The sequence below is a fragment of the Rummeliibacillus sp. JY-2-4R genome, assembly GCF_053847205.1.
In genome coordinates this window covers 258992-278920 of sequence record NZ_CM132623.1, presented here as the reverse complement: position 1 = coordinate 278920, position 19929 = coordinate 258992, and the positions used below count along the sequence as shown (strand labels likewise).

The following is a 19929-nucleotide window of genomic DNA, read 5'->3' as shown; positions in this document are numbered from 1 at the left end:
TATAAATCCCCCTTCTGAACTAAGCGCTTTTCTAGTTAATTAATAAGTTGGTTTTCAAAATGCATAATTAGATAATTCTGATAATATTTTATATAGTGTTTATTTGGCAATTAATCAGTAACTTTGTACATCGAATAGAATGTTGCTTTTTAATTAGTCATTGGATTGGATTATGAAATTGTTTTATTGCAAATAAAATGGTAGGTAAACCTTATTATGCCACAATCAAGCATAAAGTTTAATTTCCTTCCAACTGCCTTTTATAGGACTTTAGAAATAGTCAATAAATTAAAATTCAAACCGTAAAAACACTACTTTGTAAATATACTTTAAATAAATTTTACTGAATTCAAAACAACATTCTTTTAAGTTATAATGAAATTATTAATCATATGTCCTAATAAATTATTTTTCATAACCCTATCTATTACTAATGACTTATCACTTTCTATTTACTATAATAATAAATATAGAAATTTCGAGGAGAAGTAGAATCCATGAATGACATTCAAACAATTTTTGATACGACTAATCCAATATTAAATCAAATGCCTTATCCAATGGCTATTTTGGATACTGAGGGAATAGTTGTTGCTTGGAATCGTCAAGCAGAAAAAACATTCGGTTATAGCGCTGATGAAATAATAGGGTCTTTTACGCCCTTTGATGAGAAAGAATCTGCATATTTTTATAGTAAATTTTGGAAATCTATTATTCATTCCGCTGATCCTATACAAATAGAATCAATGAATTTTCAAACAAAAAAAGGCGAAATCCTTTTTGCTCCTGCCGCATTTAAAGCATTTACTATTGATAGTGATCGCTATGTATCTTGCCAGTTTCTATTTAGTGATTTCGAAAAACAAGACCTTTTAACACATAGCGAGTATTCAAGTATCCGTGATGGTCTAGAATCATCATATATGATGCTTTCTGTAGATGACGAAGGGTTAATTACATACGCAAATGACTTATACTTAAAATATAGTAAATGGACACCGAAACGAATAATTGGAAAAACCTTCTGGCAAATGTTCCCTCAAACTTCTGAAACTTCAGATAAGATTTGGGAATCTCTACAAGAAGGAAAACAATGGAAAGGTGAAGTTGAGAAAATAACAAAAGATGGCCAATTATATTGGGTAGACCTTACTGCCATCCCTATTTTTGGTACTCCAAGAAATCCGTCAAGCTTTCTATTATTAGAAAATGATATAACTGAAAAGAAAAAATTACAAAATCGACTTGAAAAGATTGCTTATATTGATCAAGAAACTGGATTAATCAATCGATTCCGTTTAGAGCAAATTGTCAATGAAATGATAACAGAAAAGCATCATTTTACTTTAGTCTATCTAAGAATCGATAAATTCTATTCTTTAAAAGAGCTATATGGTAACCAAGCTCAACAAATATTGCTTCAAGAATTTACACAACGTATGAAGATTTATTTCCAAGATAGCACAATGGCAAGAGTGAATATCGATGAATTTGCTGTTCTAACTCCGCTTGGCGAATGGTTTATCCAAGGTTTTCTAACTTATTTAGAACAACACCCAATTTATATAAATAATACTACTTTACCTCTTTCAATCAGTGGAGGGATGACGAAGTATCCAGATGACCAAATTTCATTTTCACAATTGATGAAAGCTTCTCATGCTGCCATCCAAAAAGTCCAGTCTGACGGTGGGGGCAATATTGTTAGTCTATCAAAAGCCGACCACAAAGCATTACATACAAAGTCAATTATCGAAAAACGTCTGCTTGTAGCACTGGACAAAAAAGATTTGAGAGTCTTGTATCAACCACAAATGGATTTAAGAACTGGAAAAATCACGACTGCAGAAGCCTTAGTACGTTGGGATGATGAAGAAATCGGAACAATTACTCCTGATATATTAATACCTCTTGCTGAAGAGACAGGGTTAATCAATGACATTGGAACATTTATGATTGAGCAAGCATGCATACAGGCTGTCAATTGGAAGAAAAAAGGACTCGATTTAAAAGTTAGCATCAACTTATCTGTACGTGAATTCCGCGACAAGAATATGGTTAGTCAAATTCATCGAATCCTTGAAGAAACCGGTTGCCCAGCAAATCTAATTATTATTGAAATAACAGAAAAGTTCGCATTAGAAGCAGAGGCTGAAACGTCTATTATTCAACAAATGAAACAATTACAAAATGATGGCGTTGTCTTTGTACTAGATGATTTTGGAACAGGTTATGCATCATTTAGATATATGCAGCTATTGCCTTTATCTCAAATTAAGATTGATAAAACGTTCATCTCTTCTATTCAATATCAAAATACATGTCAAAAATTGATTCGTGGTATGATCCAATTTGGAAAGTCCATGAATATGAACGTTCTTGCAGAAGGTGTTGAGACACAGGAACAAAAAGATATTCTTACAGAATATGGCTGTGATGCGATTCAAGGGTATTTTATCAGTCGACCGGTAGAGGCTGTAGAAATCGAAAAATTATTGTAAAGGAAAAGCGATTGAATCCTGTAATTTAAGGAATCAATCGCTTTTTTATTTTATAAATTAGAACCAATCATACATTGGATATGGTTAAACCGTTTGATGAAGCCTTTTCTATTAAGAGGCTTTTGCCAGTTTCCTCGCTTTTCGCTTTCTTAATTCGGTGAATATCAACTGCATAAATACTTCCGCAAATACTAGGCCCATAACAATCGCTCCTGCAACGATAAATACTCTTGCACCAAATTGAATACTCTCTACATAATCATTTTCTACGATTGTACGCATTGCATTATAGGAAAGCCCACCAGGAACTAAGGGAATAATGCCTGCAACGCTAAATACAATCATCGGCGTTTTAAATCGTCTTGCAAGAATATGCGCCACAATGGAAATCAGAAAGGCACCTGCAAACGTTGCATAAACTGCATCAACACCCTGTTGCAAAAAGGCAGAATAGATAAGCCAGCCCGTCATACCTACTAGCCCACAATGAAATAATGTCTTTCTAGGTGCGTTAAAAATAATACCGAATCCTGCAGTTCCTATGAAACTAAGAATTCCTTGAATAATAAAGTCCATGATATTCCTCCTAAAACGATAGCGCTAGCGCTACTCCCGCACCAATTGCGAAGGCAGTAAGAAGTGCTTCCATTCCCTTAGCTACACCTGACACAAAATGCCCTGCCATTAAATCCCGAACAGCATTTGCAATTGGCAACCCCGGTACCAAAGGCAGAACGGAACCTATAACAATTTTATCAAGTTGTAAGCCTAACCCAATTTTATAAACCAATACAGAAAGTAATCCTACAAAAAATGAAGCTGTAAATTCCGCAAAAAACCTTACCTTTGTCAAAGAATGCATAGATAAAAAGATTAGGTATCCGATTCCACCAATAATTACAGCATATGGAACGTCAATCCATGGACCTTTAAATAAGATTAAAAAGCAACCACTGGCAATGGCAGAAGCTAAAACCTGCACCCATATTGGGAAAAATAAATTTGTACGTTCAATTTGCAACAGCTCTTGATATGCATCTTCTAATGAAACTGCACCTGCAGTCAACTTTCTTGAGACTGAATTGACCAATGCAATCTTCTCTAAATCCGTTGTTCGACTTGATATTTGAGCTATTCTAGTAGGTCGCTTATGCCCAGCAGAGAAAATAATACCAGTAGGGGTCACAAAGCTTTGTGCATCTGTTAAGCCTTGCGAGTTGGCCATTCTTAACATCGTATCCTCTGCTCGATATGTTTCTGCACCACTTTGTATAAGCAGACGACCTGCGAGAAGAAAACAATCGATTGCCAATTCTTCCTGTGTTGTTTCAATCATTTTACCCCTCACCTCATACATAAAATAATCCAATAGTAATTTTATATAAATTTACTGTAATTTTCTAAAACTTTTCACTCCATATCTATGTCGAATAAGTTAGAATAATATCAACAATATAAGAAGGAGGTTTTGAAATATGGCTACATTGCATCCAAGAAAGCAAATAAGTTGGATAAATTTCACCCTCATTAGTGCTATTCTAACGATCACCGTTTTAATTCTTTGCATACTAAATTCGCAATACAGAAGCATTTTAAAAGGCGATTCTAATCATACCGCACTTGCTGCATCGTCAGATATTGTAAAGGAAAAGTCAACATTTAATGGTATAGATATTGTAACGGAAAAATCCACCGATAAAAGTGCTCCATATAGTATTCAATATCCCTATACTTCAAGTAAAGTATTCAATCAATCTGTTACAGACACTGTACATACAATTCGTGATCAATATTTAAAGGATATGTCTGTATTATTACATAAAAATGGTAGTCAGGTTGGTAATCTCACTATCTCCTTCAAAACCAATGTACACAAAAAAAACTATTACTCATTTGTTTTAACACAAATTATTGATACTGGTATAGGTTCTAAACAAAAAATTGTAAAAACTTTTATGTATGATGAAAAAAACAAGAAACAACTATTACTACAAGATGTTATACAAACTAAGGATCATCTTGCACCTCTATCTAATGCTGCAAAGAAGCAAATAGCCCAAAGTTACGATCAACAAAGAGTTATAAAAACGCAAGATTTAAATGACGATTTAAAACCACTTTGGATAAACTTTCAAAATTTTACTCTTACAGATGATACGCTTACTATTTATTTCAACAATGATGAATTTATGCAACAAGTAAATCTTGTAACGATTCCATTATCTTCTATAAACAGTATACTTGCAAAATCTTTTCAAGTTGAAGAGAAAAAAATAGTATCAAATAAAAAAGTTGTAGCACTTACATTTGACGATGGTCCAAATAATACTGTAACACCGAAAATTTTAAAAATCTTGAAAAGACACCATGCAAAAGCTACCTTCTTTATGGTTGGAGCGCAAGTTAACGCTCACCCTAAAATTGCAAAACAAGTAAAAGATGCAGGTCACGAAATTGGGAACCATTCTTATTCACATCCGAATTTACTAACGCTTACGAACAAACAAATTAAAGAACAAATAGCCAAAACAAATAAAGCTATCCAGAAAGCAACTGGTCGTAATCCTACTGTATTTAGACCACCCTATGGCTGTGTTGACAAAAGAGTCCGTTCTCAAACTTCGTTGCCTGTCACTTTGTGGAATGTTGATACATTAGATTGGAAGCATCGTAACGCAAAAAAAATATTAGCATATGTAAAAAAGGAAACTCATTCAGGATCGATAATTTTAATGCATGATGTCCATATGCCAACTGCAGATGGCCTAGATGCAGTTCTTAATTATCTTGAAAAAGAAGGCTATACATTCGTAACAGTTTCAGAGCTAAATCAAACTCAATTAAAATAATAATAAGGGCTTCTAAAAATTCTTTTTGAACTTTTAGAAGCCCTATTTTTTTATCCTTTGACGATGTTCGTTGAGCGATGTTTGGTTTCAGTAATGCTTACACCACGCGCTTGCATTTCTCGTATATATTCTTCTCCTGGTACAATTTTTTCCGGAGGGAATACACCTCGGTCCGTAATTGTACCATCCCCTATTAATTGAGCAACTACAGCAATCGTATTAGCAGTTGCTAGCGCCATAGCTGTTTCATTATTCTTTTGATCTCTATATGTGACCATTTCGTATTCGTATGTTACCACTTCCTCATTGCGTTCTCCACTTACTAAGACGCGAAGTAACACAACGTCCTTTTTATTACCAAGCTCTAATTTACTTTGCAATACTTCACGTAATACATCACGAACTTTTATGGTATCTCCGTTTACTTTAACGAATGTTTCCTTACTAGTTAAGCCTAAATCAACAAGTAATTTAAACTTTTCTGCATGCCCGGAATATCGAACTGTTTTATATTCAAGTGTCTGAACATTTGGATATGATTTTGGAAGAGTAGATAATCCTCCCGATGTATGGAAAGCTTCTAATCCACTAAATCCCTTGAAGTAAAATGGTTCAACTTCGGATAAGGATGGTATTTCTTGTAATTTTCCATTACGAACTACATGGGAAGTATCTGTATAATGATCGAAAACCCCTTCCAATGAAAATACAACATTATATTCTAAAGGCGGCTCTTTTTCCACTGGAATACCACCTACATAAATTTTAATAGATTTTGCAGTATCTAATTTGGAAGCTCCAAATCCCGCTAAGATATTGATCATACCTGGTGCTACACCTAAATCTGGTATAAGTGTAATCCCCTTTGCCTTAGCCGCGCTATCTAACTTTAATATTTCGTCCGTTACACCACCAATATGTCCACCTAGATCAACTGAATGTACACCTACTTCAATAGCTGTACGTGCGACTTTTTCATTGAATTTATAAAATAGTGCATTGACTACAACGTTTGCTTTAGACATGACTACTTTTAGTTGTTGATCGTCAGATGCATCTAATTTTATTACTTCAATTTTGTCCGTTTGAAGTGTATCTGCAAATTGCTGTGCTTGTGCAAGATTTAAGTCTGCCAAGAAAACTTTCTCGATATTTGGATTTTTCACTAAATCACGAGCAGCCTCTTTACCCATTAAACCAGCACCTAATACTGCAATTTTCATACTTTGCTCCCCCTTTTGTCTTATTCACATTGATTTGAGTAGGATTAGCCTTTTTTTAAATAAAATATACTTAGGAAAAATCGAACTAAGAAAGGTGTCTTCGAATCTAGTCGTCCCGTTTAAACCTTCCAATATATCTGTATGCATGTTCATGGAACATCATGCTGTACAATCTGCTGTGAATGCAAAGCAAAGATAAAAGAACAATCTAATACTTAATTCATTTATGACCAAAGCCAACATTTTTGCCACAAACTATTCAATGCATTTTCCTTTCTTTACATTAAAATTTACACAAAAATAATATCCATTAATTCATGAGCTATATTTTTCACTTATTTACATATGTTTGAATGTTGAAACTTTTTTTATTTGCCATTCGTATTTATACTTATATTGAACTAATCTAACCATTTGGAGGTATTTGGAATGAATAATCATGAGATTGATTACAAGCTTCATGGCGATGATATGCAATTTGTTGAGGTGGAGTTAGATCCAAATGAAACTGTTGTGGCTGAAGCAGGCTCATTAATGATGATGGAAGACGGCATTCGTATGGAAACGTTATTTGGAGACGGCTCTGGTCGTGGCGGTGGTTTTATGAGCAAGTTAATGGGTGCAGGTAAACGTTTGGTAACAGGAGAAAGTTTATTTGTTACTACATTTACAAATGAAGGCACGGGAAAAAAACATGTTTCGTTTGCAGCACCTTATCCAGGTAAAATCATCCCAATGGATTTAAGTGTATATAATGGTAAAATCATTTGCCAAAAAGACGCTTTCTTATGCGCGGCAAAAGGTGTTTCCATCGGCATTGAATTTCAAAGAAAACTAGGTACAGGTTTCTTCGGTGGTGAAGGTTTCATTATGCAAAAACTAGAAGGCGATGGCATGTCATTCGTTCATGCTGGCGGTACAATTGTTCGCAAAGATCTCCAACCTGGAGAAAAACTTCGAATTGATACAGGATGCCTTGTGGCGATGACAGGCTCAGTAGATTATAATATCGAAGCTGTTGGTGGAGTTAAAACTGCTTTATTTGGCGGGGAAGGCTTATTCTTTGCAACACTTAGCGGCCCTGGAACTGTTTGGGTTCAATCTCTTCCATTTAGCCGACTAGCGAGTAGAGTATTTGCTGCAGCACCAGGGAAATTTGGAGGTTCATCAACAGACGAAAAAGGAATTGGCGGACTTTTTGACCTTTTCAGTAACGATTAAAGCTGAATGACTTTAAGCTTTGGGAAACTAAAAATGCTGCATTAGTCAAAGACATGACTAGTGCAGCATTTTTATGTAATCTATAATTCATCAAACCCATTATCTTGAACATTAACTTTCACATACTGGCGCGAGCGTTGTTCAAAAAAGTCCGTTTTCCCTAAATCTACATCTTCATAAGCTTTAATCCATTTCATTGGGTTTTTGCGATAGCCCTCAAAAGGTCGCTCATATCCAAGTTGTGAACAGCGAACATTGGCATAGAAGTAGATATAATCTTCTACATCCTCAATATCCAAGCCATCGATTTTATCACCTATTACTTCCCGACCCCATTCAATTTCAAGCTCAGCCGCTTCACGGAATATTTTTTCAACCTTACTTGCACGTTCTTGTGTATTGTATTCCGGGTATGCTTCTAACAACTCCTTATAAATCTTCACAAATAAATCAACATGTAATTGTTCATCACGATTGATATAGTTGATCATTGTACTTGTTGCTACCATTTTTTGATTGCGTGCTAAATGATAGAAGAACGAAAATCCCGAATAAAAGAATAGCCCTTCTAAAATCACATCATAGACAATGGAGTCTAACATATGTGGAACAGTTGGATCTTGTGCAAATTGTTTATAACCTTTAATCACAAAGTCATTGCGTTTTTCTAATACCGGTTCAGTACGCCAAAAGTCAAATACCTCATCCTGTTCATCTTTTGAAACAAGGCTAGAAAGAATATAGGAATAAGAATGATTATGAATAACCTCTTGTTGAGCCAAGATAATCATCAGTGCATTCAAACTAGAATCCGTTAAATAATCGGCAATTCTTCCTGCATAATCTGTTTGAATACTATCAAGTAGTGCTAGTAAACCAATGATTTTTTTAAATGCTTGTTGCTCCTCTTTCGTTAACTGCGGAAATTGTTTAATATCACTACTCATATTAATCTCAAATGGCGTCCAGAAGTTCCCTAGCATTTTTTTATATTTAGGATATGCCCAACTAAATTGAACATCGTCCCAATTTAATATATTGGATGAACGTCCATTAACGATTCCCGTAGCGCGATTGGGTGCTTTTTTGTCCATGAGTTCGCGTTTTTTTACTTCAACCATTATTCATCTCTCCCCTTAGCTTGCACATGATTCACATTCTAGTAATTCAACAGATGTAGATCGAACATAATAGGTTGTTTTAATACCACTGTTCCATGCATTTAGGTGAAGTGCCAGCAAGTCTTTTGCCTTAATCGTATTTTGTACATAAAGATTCAACGAAATCCCTTGATCAATATGGCGTGCACGCGCAGCATTTTGCTCGATTGTCCAGTTTTGATCGATAAAATAAGCTGATTTGTAATACCAGGTTGTCATTTTGTTCAAATCTGGTACCGTTACTGGAATCTTATAATCCTTTTTCTCTTCCGAATAGCTTTTTTGGAAAATAGGATCTATACTTGCTGTGCTTCCCGCAATAATAGAAGTCGTTGAATTTGGAGCGACAGCCATCAAATACCCATTACGCATTCCTTTTGTTGCAACTTCTTTTTGAAGGGCTCTCCATTTTGCATCTTGATAGTCTCGACTTTCAAAATAAGTCCCTGTTTTCCATTCAGAGCCTTCAAATAATGGATAAGCACCTTTTTCTTCTGCAAGTCTCATAGATGATTGGATTGTTAAGTAAGCAATTTTCTCATACAATTGATCAGCAAATTCAACAGCTTCTTTTGATTCCCAAGCAATACCAGTAACTGCAAGTAAATGGTGCCATCCAAAAGTTCCTAGACCAATTCCGCGATAGCGTGCATTCGTACGTTGTGCTTGTTTTACTGGGATATTATTCAAATCAATGACGTTATCCAGCATTCTTACTTGAATTGGGATAAGTCGTTCTAATACGTTTTCAGGGACTGCTCTTCCTAAGTTGATGGAAGATAAATTACATACTACAAAATCTCCAGGTTTACGGCGTGTAACGATAAGATCATTTTCAAGCTCAACAGACTCAAATTCCGTTGCTGACATATTTTGCGCTATTTCTGTACACAAATTCGAAGAGTAAATCATACCTTCATGTTTGTTTGGATTCTTGCGGTTTACTTCATCACGATAGAACATGTATGGTACACCTGTTTCAAGCTGGCTACGCATAATTCGTTTCATAATATCAATTGCTGGAACGACTTCACGTGATAATAATGTATTGGCAACACAAGCAAGATAGTTCTTACGGAATGTGCCTTCACCACGCTTTTCATCATAAGAGTCCTCTAAGTCAAACCCCATTAACGAACGAACTTCATGAGGATCAAATAAACACCAATCTTCACGGTTTTCTACAGCTTCCATGAATAAATCAGGAAGACAAATGCCTGTGAAAATATCGTGAGCTCGCATACGTTCGTCTCCATTATTTAATTTCAAATCAAGGAATGAAAAAATATCTTTATGCCAAACATCTAAATAAACGGCTATTGCCCCTTGGCGTTGTCCAAGTTGGTCAACTGATACAGCTGTATTATTTAATTGCTTAATCCATGGAATGACTCCACTAGAAGCGCCCTTGAATCCCCGAATAGAAGACCCTCTGCTTCTAACTTTCCCCATGTAAACTCCGATACCGCCACCATATTTTGAAAGTGTCGCAACATCTGTATTGGAATCATATATACCTTGCAAACTATCATCTACAGTATCGATGAAGCAACTTGATAGCTGACCATGCGTTTTACCTGCATTTGATAGAGTAGGAGTTGCTGTTGTCATATAGAGATTACTCATCGCCCAATAAGCTTCTTTTACCTTTTCAAGTCGATTTTCCTTTTCATTTTGCATTAATGTCATCGCAATAATCATCCAGCGCTCTTGAGGTAATTCGATTGGCGTTTTGTCAAAATCACGCGTAACATAACGATCTATTAATGTCTTTAATCCTATATATGTAAATAATTCATCTCGTTTCGGGTCAAGTTCAGCCGCTAATTGTTGTAGTTCATTTTCTGAATATGCTTCTATCAGTACAGGATTATATAGACCTTTACCAACATATTTACGAATATGTTGTGGAAAAACTTGATATATTTTTTCAATTGAAACTTGTCTAACATCTGCTGCAGCATGATAAATTTCTATTTGCAATAATTTTGCCGCAACAAAAGTCCAATAAGGTTCTTCCTCATCGAGAAAACTTAGTGCATGGAGCGCTAATGCTTTTATCCATTCTTTTTCTGTTGCATCAGGGTGTTTTTGCATGAAACGTTCATGCTTACGGCGTAAGGGACTCATTTCCTCTTGGCCAAATTCATCTTCTAGTCTCTGCAATACCGTTTCTTTTTCTTCTTTAATCGTTACCATATTTGTAGTCTCCTTTTCATTATGCTAATTCGTATCAGCCAAAAAGAAAGCGACTATCTGCCTTCATCGGCAGCATAGTCGCTTTAATTGAAATGGAAACAAATAAAGTCACAGTAAGGGATTTATACAAGCTAAACCAACTGTGAATTATGTACTTCCACTTCTTAAGGCCCCGAAGAAAGTGTCACAAAACGAAAATTTGGCAGGTCTACTGGCTTGTGTTTCCTCCATTTTGTCATCCTTCCCAAGCATAGCTCAGTGGCTAATTGACAAATGTCCACACTTACAGTTGCGGGGACAGCTTCGGCTTCTAACCGAATTCCCTATTAAACCATTGCTGGTACCAACTTCCGCTCACATACTAGATATTGTGTTTTTCGATATATACAATCTAACATATTGTGTTTATATTACACAAGTACAATAGCATAATTAAAGAAAATAACACTCTCTAATAGGAATTAATTAGTCTTTTGTTTCATATTCCTTATCAAAGTTTAGGACATCTCCTGTATTCGCATCAATTTTAATTGCATATAAGTACGTCCCATCTTTTACTTCTACTTCATAAATATTATTTACTAAATTAATTTTTGTAACAGTCCCTTTTGCTTTTGTTAAAGCAATTTGAGATGCTTGTTCGGTTGTAATAATAGTAGATTCGTTACTATTATTTGAAACTTTATTTTCTTTTTGCTCTTGTCTAACCATTTCACCGGTTTGGGCATTCAATTCAACAGTATATTCATTGCCATTAGCAGCAATTGTAATGACATAAACTCCATCTGATTGGTTATAATTTGCTGAAGTTATTGTTCCAGGTATTTTGGATAAAGCAATTTCTTTGGCCTTATCAATCCCAATCGATGTTGGTTCTAAGCTTGCAAAAGTTTGAGAAGCAGATTGCTTTTCTTGCCTAATTACGGCACCGGTATTTGCATTAATTTCAATGTCATACACAGTATCTCCATTTTGTACTTTCACTTGATAAATATTATTACCCTGATCTAAATTAGCCTCTGTTACTGCTCCACCTACAGTGTTTATAGCTATCTGCTTTACTTGTTCAAGTCCAATTCCGTTTTCGGAATCAGGTTCTGTTGGTCCGTCACTTTGACGATTAATAATTTCTCCTGAATAGGCATCGATATTAAATTTATAAGACGTTTTGTTTTTAACTACGTGAATTTCATAAATACCACCATCGCGATTGAAGTTAACTTGTTGCACCACTCCGCCCATAGTATTTAACGCAATTTTCTTTGCCTTTTTTAAACTAATTGCTTTGCTAATTATGGCTGTCTTTTTTTCTTTACTAACAATTTTTCCTGTAATCGCATTAATCTCTATTTCATATTTGAGCTTTCCTTTAACTATAGTAATTTCGTATACTTTATCTTTTTTATCTAATTTGGCTCTTAGAATTTGACCTTTTACTGATTTTAAAGCAATTTTCTTTGCCTTTTCTAAGCTAATCTTTTCTCTTGCAATGCTTAAGGTTTTATACTCTGTTGTTTTTTCTAAGAGCTCACCTGTTTTAGCATTCAATTTCAACTCATACTTTGCTTTTTTATCCATTACACTCACTACATAAACAGGATCACCTTTTTTATTGTCTAGTTTAATTTTATATACTTTCCCGGTTGCATAGTTTAAAGCTTTTTGAGAGATTTCTTTTGATGACAAAATATGTTGTTGGCTCGTATTCTGCGCTATCACAACACAAGAAACCGAAACCGCTAGAGAGCAAGTGACTATTAATGCAATAATCATTTTCTTCATTTTTCAGCCCTCCATTCTCTTTTTAAGTGGCTTTGAAGTAATTATTATAAAGTGTGAATCTTATTTAGAAATCTAATTATTTGTAAAAGACATGATTTTACCCGTTACTGCATGAATTTGAAACGTTGTTACTTTTCCATTAGAAACAATTTCCACTAAATAATAGCCTCCACTACTTGTTTCAAAATAAGTCGTATCACGAATCGTACCATTTAACCTATTTTTAGCAATTTGTTGAGCCTTCTTTTTGCTTACGATGGCATTAGCAGTTTTTGTATCTTCCCCCGCTTCAGCTAGAATTTCACCTGTAGTCGCGTCAACTAATACATTTCGTTTCTTCTGTTTAGTCTGATTAACAATTTGCACTTGGTATACAAGTATATCTTGCTCTGTCTTTAACAGTGATTGCACTATTTTCCCTTCGTAATTTTCCTTAATTATTTGTTTCACTTCATCTTCTGAAATTAAATCTTCATGCTTTAATCCTACTAAATCTGTTCTTTCCATTTTAGTAATTTTACCGTCTTTTGCTTCAACTTCTACATGATATCTCGCACCGTTTTTCGAAAGCTCCATCACATACTCTTTTCCATTGTTTTTAAAAGAGGTAATTTCCCCACCATACATTTCCTTGATTGTTTTATAAACTTCTGAAGTGGATTTATCACTTTCGTTGGTTATATGACTCCACATTGACAATAAGATCAGAACAGCAATGATGATTAATACGATAAACGTTAGGACTGTCCAATGCTTTACTTTAGTCATGGGCGTTCCTCCTTTTGCTCGTTAAACGTCAAAATCATAGTAGTTCCTTCTCCTACCGTGCTTTCAACAGATAAATCGATATGGAGTTGTGTAGCAATTTCTGACGCTATCGCAAGTCCAAGACCCGTTCCTCCTGTTTTGCGATTTCTATCTTGGCTCACTCTATAAAAACGTTCAAATAAGTGTGGTATATGTTCTTTCGCAATACCCTCTCCATTATCTTGAATTTTAATAACGAGGGGATTAGCTGTTAAAAAAACATGAATATCCTCTTCACTATAACGACGAGCGTTTTCAAGGAAAATTAAAAACAATTGCTTGATTTTTTGCTCATGCGTTGTAATAAATAGTGGCCCCTCTCCATGTAGATAAAAATTTCGATTATAAGCTTGATGCATTTGCTGTAATGTTTGGTTTAATAAATGATATACATCAACCTTTTCCATTTGTAGCGATGTTCGTTCTTTACTTTTTGCCAGTTCAAGCATTTGCTGGATCATTTCAGACATTCGCACTGATTCACTTAAAATTGCTTCTACCGATTCTTCTGCCACATCTTTATTTTTAAAGCCTTGACGTTTCAATAAACGCGCATAACTTTCTATTACTGTTAATGGGGTTTTTAGCTCATGGGAAGCATTTGATACAAATTGTTCCTGTTTTCGATAATCTTGTTCCAGTTGAGCCATCATATGATTAAAAGTCTGGCTCATTTCTCCGAGCTCGTCCTTACCCTTTCTACTCATATCAATTCTCTCAAATGTACCGGATCGACTAATCCGTTTCATTGTGGACGTTAAACTCTGAATGGGTCTTAAAACAATTTCAGCGAGTGTCATACTAGAAAGTAATACAAGAATTGCTGCTAATGTAATCATCCCAATTAAAACAAGTCGTAAAAGCGATAATGTATTCGTTACATTTTTCATCGATTTCATCATTTGCACATAAACAATAGAACCATCTTTCCAAATTACTGGGACATTAAACGATAAGATGGCTTTGCTTTGATAATCCTCTACTCGATAGCTGTTAAGAAGTAGCTCAGGATTGTAATTTTCAATACCTTCTATCGATTGCACATTAACGATTAACTTTCCAGTATGGTCTACAATACGAATGGCACCATTCACTGGAATATATGCTCTTAAAATAGTTGCAGGATCGTTAAAGGAGCTTGTCTGATTAATCGATGTTACAAGTTCCTTCGATTCATCTAACAATTGCTGATATTCTGTATCATATGCCATCTTCTTGTACATAAAATAGATACCGATTGTAGTAAGTACTAAGATAATCAACATTAGTAAGGTCGAGAATATATGTATTTTTGTCTTAAGCTTCATTTGTTTGTTCCTTTAGCACATAGCCTACACCGCGCACTGTATGGATGAGCGGATTATTGCTACCTTTATCTAATTTCTGACGGACATATCGAATATAAACGTCCACAACATTGGTATCTCCATAATAGTCGAATCCCCATACCCTATCTAAAATTTGTTCGCGCGTAAGTACTTGTTTGGGATGCTTTAGCAAATAGAGCAAAAGTTCAAATTCCCGAGGTGTTAGATTAATTGAATCCCCGTCTCTTATTACTTCACGCGTTTTTTCATGTATAGAAAGCCCACCATACTCGTGCAAAAATAAATCTTGTTTTTTAGTAGATGTATCCGTTTTTTGATAGTTCTTGTTCAATCGTAATGCCACACGTATACGGGCTAGTAATTCTTCTATTGCAAAAGGTTTTGTAATATAGTCATTAGCGCCTTGGTCTAAACCTGATACTTTATCATCCAATTCGTCCTTTGCAGTGAGCATAATAATGGGTGTTGTCAATTCTATTGCTCGGATTCTTTTTAGCACTTTAATACCATCCATTACAGGCATCATGATATCTAATAATACTAAGTCCCACTTTTGTTCTTGGTATAAATTAAGTCCGTCTAAGCCTGTGTGAGCAATTCCTGTTTCATAGCCTTCGAACTCTAATTCTAATTGCAAAACGCGGGCAATTTTTTCTTCGTCTTCGATTATTAAAATACGTTCTGGCATATTGTATTCACCTGCTATTTTTTGTTTAAATATTTATCGTCTTACGTTTATCCCGCGTTAACGAGCAGTAAAACTCTCATCTCAAGGCTTTAGAAAATTCGAAGAAGCAGCAGTTGAGATAACTGCCCGTAAACGCCTGATTGGTGAGATACAGTGAAACTTACCGATGCGTTAGTAGCGGTTTAGTTGAACTAATCGGGTTCGTACTGTCGATTGATCGCAGAGCGTACGCTCTGCGATCTTAACGACAGTAGAACGGGACTAACAATCAGTGAGGAAAGGCCAACTAAAAACGCCACGTCCTGTGGCAACGTTGGCACTAGTACATCCTGTACGTCGAAAGCCCCTACTGATTTGAGTTTCACTTTATGGTACCATGTATTGATTATAAAATGATGAGAATTCAAATTTGAAAAAGGACTGTCTAGGATATACTAATTGATTTTCTGATTAGAATTAACGACAAATTATCGGTAATTCTAATAGGTTGATTTCCGGTAAAGTCGAGCGTTATTTTTTATCCTCCTCAACCTTTTATTGTATTGATAAACTATTTAATACTAATTTAATTTTAAATAGAAGTGGAATTAGCTTCGCTTTCCGAGCTAAGCGAGCTGTGAGTCTCCACACTTCGATGCGGGGTCTCACCTGTCTCGCTTTTTCTAGCTGGGAGTCGCAGCTCAATTCCACTTCAATAATCTTTGGATTACTAATCTACATTAAAAATTCAAATCAAAATTTTATTAATCTCCTAAGGAATTTCAGCATTCGAAGACTAATATACATATCAAAAAAAGCTGTTTTTACTATTAAAAATAGAAAAACAGCTTTTTATCAATTTTATACTATATTTTTTAATATATACTTATCAGACAATCTCTTTTTAATTACATATAAACAATAATAGCAAGTATTATTGCTAATACAATACGATAGATAGCGAATGGTACTAATTTCACTTTTGATATTAGTTTTAAGAAGAATTTAATAGAAATCAACGCAAAGACAAATGCACTGATAAATCCTATGATATAGAAGCCCATGTCGCCGAAATTGATTTGGTCAAAGTGTTTTACAAGTGATAAACCACTAGCACCCGCCATGATTGGCACAGCCATGATAAAGGTGAAATCAGATGCTGTGCGGTGATCTAAGCCTAGTAATACACCACCTGAAATTGTCGCGCCAGAACGAGAAAATCCTGGCCATAATGATAAACATTGAATAAGTCCCACTTTAAATGCTTGCCCATAAGATAAATCATCTAAAGAAGTAACAGATGGTCTCTTTGGTCCAAACTTGTCTGCTACAATCATAAATAATGCACCAAAGAATAAACTAAAGATTACTGGCTTAATACCAAATAAATGACTATCAATGAAGTTCTCTAATAACACACCTAATACACCAGCAGGAATAACCCCGATAATAACATGCAATAGGTTAAATCGATGATGTGGTCTTTGCCCCTCTATTTTATATAGACCAATAAGACTTAACATTCGTTTCCACATTACAACCACTACAGCTAAAATGGATCCTAATTGGATGACAATTTTAAATGTATTAGCAGAAGAATCTCCTAAGAAGTCTTTCGTTTTCAACCACATATCATCCACAATAATCATATGACCTGTAGATGAAACAGGGGCGAATTCAGTCATACCTTCTACAAAACCCAAAATAATGGATTTTAACAACTCTAAAAAGTCCATAGTATCTCCTTTATTCTATTTTTTTATTTAAGAAAACATATGCTTCCAATTTTACTTGAGCAAAACTATCATATCATACTAGGATGAGAAGGTTTCTTAAGATTTCATTAAATTAATCAATCAATTCAACATCCACTACCCACATCTCACATCTACTATTCGTACGAATCGGTGGCCCCCAAAAGCCAAAACCAGAAGACACTAGAATATGGGTTGTCTTTTTCAACATGTATCCGTAATCGAGTTCAAAGACTTTCTTTGTAATCCACTGATTTGGCCACAATTGTCCTAGATGGGTATGTCCTGAAAGATGTAAATCCACGCCTAGTTTAACAGGTGTAACTAAATCTGAAGGTGTATGGTCCATGACAAACCATGGATATTGATGATTCACAATAGAAGATAGTTGTTGTAAAGTTTTGCGATCTTTGTTTGTTTTGTCTTCCCTACCTGTAATGTAAAACGAATCAGCAACACAAATTGTTTCATCCTGCAAAATTGTTACGCCCGACTTTTTCATTTCATCGATAAACAACGGAATTTGTCTTCCATAGTACTCGTGGTTTCCTAATACACCATAAACACCATATGTAGAAGTGAGAGTTTTCATGACTTCATCCATTTTATATGCCTTATACCAATATGGATGATCATCTACAATATCCCCAACAAGGAAGATGATATCTGGTGATGCGTTATTTGAACGCGTAACAAATTTTTGTAAAAGTCTCTTGTTAGACATAATGCCAAGATGAAAGTCTGAAGCAATCACCATACGTAAATGTTGCATTTTATAAGATTGTTTTTTTATTTGAATTGTTTTTTCATGAACAACCGGTGAATAGGCCATGTAGGTACCAAAACCAACAATTACTAACATAACCATCAAAACAACAAACCCTACTAGGACCATATGAATCGAAGGAAAGAACCATAACAACAAATTGGCAAGAGGAAATAAAAAAATTCCATATTCAAAAAATATCATCCAATAACCACTAATTACTTTTGTTATTCGAAACCGTTCATTGTAATTACTTATTACTACACTATAGGCGATATATAACCAAATAATTGTAAACAGAATAGGCATCTTAAGATGAAATGCCCCATTTAACCAATGGTACACATTAAATCCAAGATAAAAAACAATGGCATTATATAAAACGAAAATTAAAATTCCTACTATTATATTCTTTCGCATATTTGGTAATCTCCTTTTAGAGTTCAGGTGTCATATACCTGTAAACATTTTACAAAGCGATGTGATTATTTTCAATTCATAAGAAGGACTCAGCCTCCAGACCTAGAGGAAAATCCACTCCTAGCCCGTTTTGGCAAATCCTTTTTTTGCCTATCATAAAGGTACAAACGAAGGGAGGAAATAACCAATGAAAAAGTTTGGTTTATTGATCATCGGTGTCATAGCCGCTATTACAATATTATGTTCTTTAGGAGCTTTAACTGGTCTAGCCATTTCAGCAGCTATCCTTTTTGCAGGGGTTCACTATTATTTGAAAAGTAATTCTACATTTTCAAAAATTGTATGGGCACTTGTTGCTATTGCTGGATTATTAACAACCGCTGCTAATATTCCTGGCCTTATCGGATTAGCTGCAATTGCTATCTTCTGGGTGATCATCCGTAAATGGAACAGTTCAGAACAAAGCAATTCTTTCATCGCTCCAACAAAAGACGACCCATTCACAAATTTCGAATATCAATGGAATGAACTAACAAAATAACAGGAGGTACCATCCATGGTCAACTTATTACAACGTTTAAAATATACAATTGAAGCGGATCTTCATAATCTCTTTGATAAAAAAGAGGCAAAGAATCCGATCGCAATGTTAAATCAATATGTCCGCGAAGCAGAAAAACAAACTGAAGAAACAGGCAAATTATTAGAAAGACAAAGCATGCTGAAACAAAAGCTTGAGAAAGAGCTTGAAGATACGATGGAAATGGTTGAAAAGCGCTCACAACAATTAGAACTTGCAAAATTAAGTGGTGAATCCGATCTAATCAGTTTTGCTGAACAAGAAGTTCAAGCATACGCCGAGCGCAGCAACGTCTTAAAAAATAGTATTGGTAAAACTACTGAACAATTATTCGGTCTAGAACGCAAATTTGAAGAAATGAAACACAAGATTAAAGATATGAAAGTTCGTCAATTGCAATTGATGGAAAAAGAAAATGTCGTTCGTGCACATAATCAAATGGATCACGTTCTAAATCCAGAATCTACTGGAAATATGGATAAGAGACTTGCTTCGTTTGATGAAATGGAAAACTACATCGAACGTCTAGGTCAAAAAATTGATCGTGCACATGAAATCACTACAATGGAAGAACGTCTAACACAACTTGAAAATCAAGTTTCACAAAAAGAATTACCGTAAAAAGCTACAATAACTAGACTTCCACTTGACTATCGTTATACTAAAAAAGAG

At 34.9% G+C, this 19929-nt stretch carries 16 protein-coding genes and 1 riboswitch; of the genes, 5 read left to right on the top strand and 11 right to left on the bottom strand.

Translation table 11 applies throughout. The annotated features are described in order from the left end of the window. The first annotated feature begins 497 nt into the window (after positions 1–497). On the top strand, positions 498–2501 hold the full coding sequence (locus ACWV26_RS01330) for an EAL domain-containing protein (RefSeq protein WP_455896599.1): 2004 nt from the start codon (positions 498–500) through the stop codon (positions 2499–2501). Between the two features lie 111 nt (positions 2502–2612). On the opposite strand, the gene ACWV26_RS01325 is transcribed toward ACWV26_RS01330, so the two are convergent. Then, a complete protein-coding gene (locus ACWV26_RS01325; protein ID WP_455896598.1) occupies positions 2613–3077 on the bottom strand; it encodes a threonine/serine exporter family protein in 465 nt (154 codons plus the stop codon). A 10-nt stretch (positions 3078–3087) separates the two neighbouring features. Next, positions 3088–3837, bottom strand: a complete 750-nt coding sequence (locus ACWV26_RS01320; protein ID WP_455896597.1) for a threonine/serine exporter family protein — start codon at positions 3835–3837, stop codon at positions 3088–3090. Positions 3838–3976: 139 nt separating this feature from the next. On the opposite strand from ACWV26_RS01320, the gene ACWV26_RS01315 reads away from it, so the two are divergent. After that, positions 3977–5350 (top strand): polysaccharide deacetylase family protein, encoded by a 1374-nt coding sequence (locus ACWV26_RS01315; RefSeq protein ID WP_455896596.1) that lies wholly within the window; start codon positions 3977–3979, stop codon positions 5348–5350. A gap of 50 nt (positions 5351–5400) precedes the next feature. Here ACWV26_RS01315 and ACWV26_RS01310 read toward each other — a convergent pair whose 3' ends face one another. Beyond that, on the bottom strand, positions 5401–6573 hold the full coding sequence (locus tag ACWV26_RS01310) for a saccharopine dehydrogenase C-terminal domain-containing protein (RefSeq protein ID WP_455896595.1): 1173 nt from the start codon (positions 6571–6573) through the stop codon (positions 5401–5403). A gap of 429 nt (positions 6574–7002) precedes the next feature. Here ACWV26_RS01310 and ACWV26_RS01305 point away from each other — a divergent pair, with 429 nt between their 5' ends. After that, complete coding sequence (locus ACWV26_RS01305; protein ID WP_455896594.1) at positions 7003–7794, top strand: TIGR00266 family protein; 792 nt, start codon at positions 7003–7005, stop codon at positions 7792–7794. Positions 7795–7874: 80 nt separating this feature from the next. Here ACWV26_RS01305 and ACWV26_RS01300 read toward each other — a convergent pair whose 3' ends face one another. From ACWV26_RS01300 to ACWV26_RS01265, 8 genes are all read right to left on the bottom strand, one after another. Next, positions 7875–8915, bottom strand: coding sequence for a ribonucleotide-diphosphate reductase subunit beta (locus ACWV26_RS01300; protein WP_455896593.1), 1041 nt, complete (start codon positions 8913–8915; stop codon positions 7875–7877). 15 nt (positions 8916–8930) lie between these two features. Beyond that, positions 8931–11153, bottom strand: a complete 2223-nt coding sequence (locus ACWV26_RS01295; RefSeq protein WP_455896592.1) for a ribonucleoside-diphosphate reductase subunit alpha — start codon at positions 11151–11153, stop codon at positions 8931–8933. Between the two features lie 184 nt (positions 11154–11337). Next, a riboswitch (cobalamin riboswitch) is annotated at positions 11338–11516 on the bottom strand. Positions 11517–11618: 102 nt separating this feature from the next. Further along, a complete protein-coding gene (locus ACWV26_RS01290) occupies positions 11619–12935 on the bottom strand; it encodes a PepSY domain-containing protein (RefSeq protein ID WP_455896591.1) in 1317 nt (438 codons plus the stop codon). A 72-nt stretch (positions 12936–13007) separates the two neighbouring features. Further along, on the bottom strand, positions 13008–13703 hold the full coding sequence (locus tag ACWV26_RS01285; RefSeq protein ID WP_455896590.1) for a PepSY domain-containing protein: 696 nt from the start codon (positions 13701–13703) through the stop codon (positions 13008–13010). Further along, on the bottom strand, positions 13700–15049 hold the full coding sequence (locus tag ACWV26_RS01280; RefSeq protein ID WP_455896589.1) for a sensor histidine kinase: 1350 nt from the start codon (positions 15047–15049) through the stop codon (positions 13700–13702). Before ACWV26_RS01280 ends, ACWV26_RS01285 begins: the two co-directional genes overlap by 4 nt. Then, complete coding sequence (locus ACWV26_RS01275) at positions 15039–15758, bottom strand: response regulator transcription factor (RefSeq protein WP_455896588.1); 720 nt, start codon at positions 15756–15758, stop codon at positions 15039–15041. Before ACWV26_RS01275 ends, ACWV26_RS01280 begins: the two co-directional genes overlap by 11 nt. 887 nt (positions 15759–16645) lie before the next feature. Then, complete coding sequence (locus tag ACWV26_RS01270; RefSeq protein WP_455896587.1) at positions 16646–17473, bottom strand: undecaprenyl-diphosphate phosphatase; 828 nt, start codon at positions 17471–17473, stop codon at positions 16646–16648. 112 nt (positions 17474–17585) lie between these two features. Continuing rightward, complete coding sequence (locus ACWV26_RS01265) at positions 17586–18677, bottom strand: metallophosphoesterase (protein ID WP_455896586.1); 1092 nt, start codon at positions 18675–18677, stop codon at positions 17586–17588. Between the two features lie 187 nt (positions 18678–18864). Here ACWV26_RS01265 and ACWV26_RS01260 point away from each other — a divergent pair, with 187 nt between their 5' ends. Then, positions 18865–19218 carry a lmo0954 family membrane protein gene (locus tag ACWV26_RS01260; RefSeq protein WP_455896585.1) on the top strand — a complete coding sequence of 118 codons (354 nt, stop codon included), beginning with the start codon at positions 18865–18867 and terminating at the stop codon, positions 19216–19218. A gap of 15 nt (positions 19219–19233) precedes the next feature. Beyond that, positions 19234–19878, top strand: coding sequence for a PspA/IM30 family protein (locus ACWV26_RS01255; protein WP_455896584.1), 645 nt, complete (start codon positions 19234–19236; stop codon positions 19876–19878). Positions 19879–19929 lie beyond the last annotated feature (51 nt).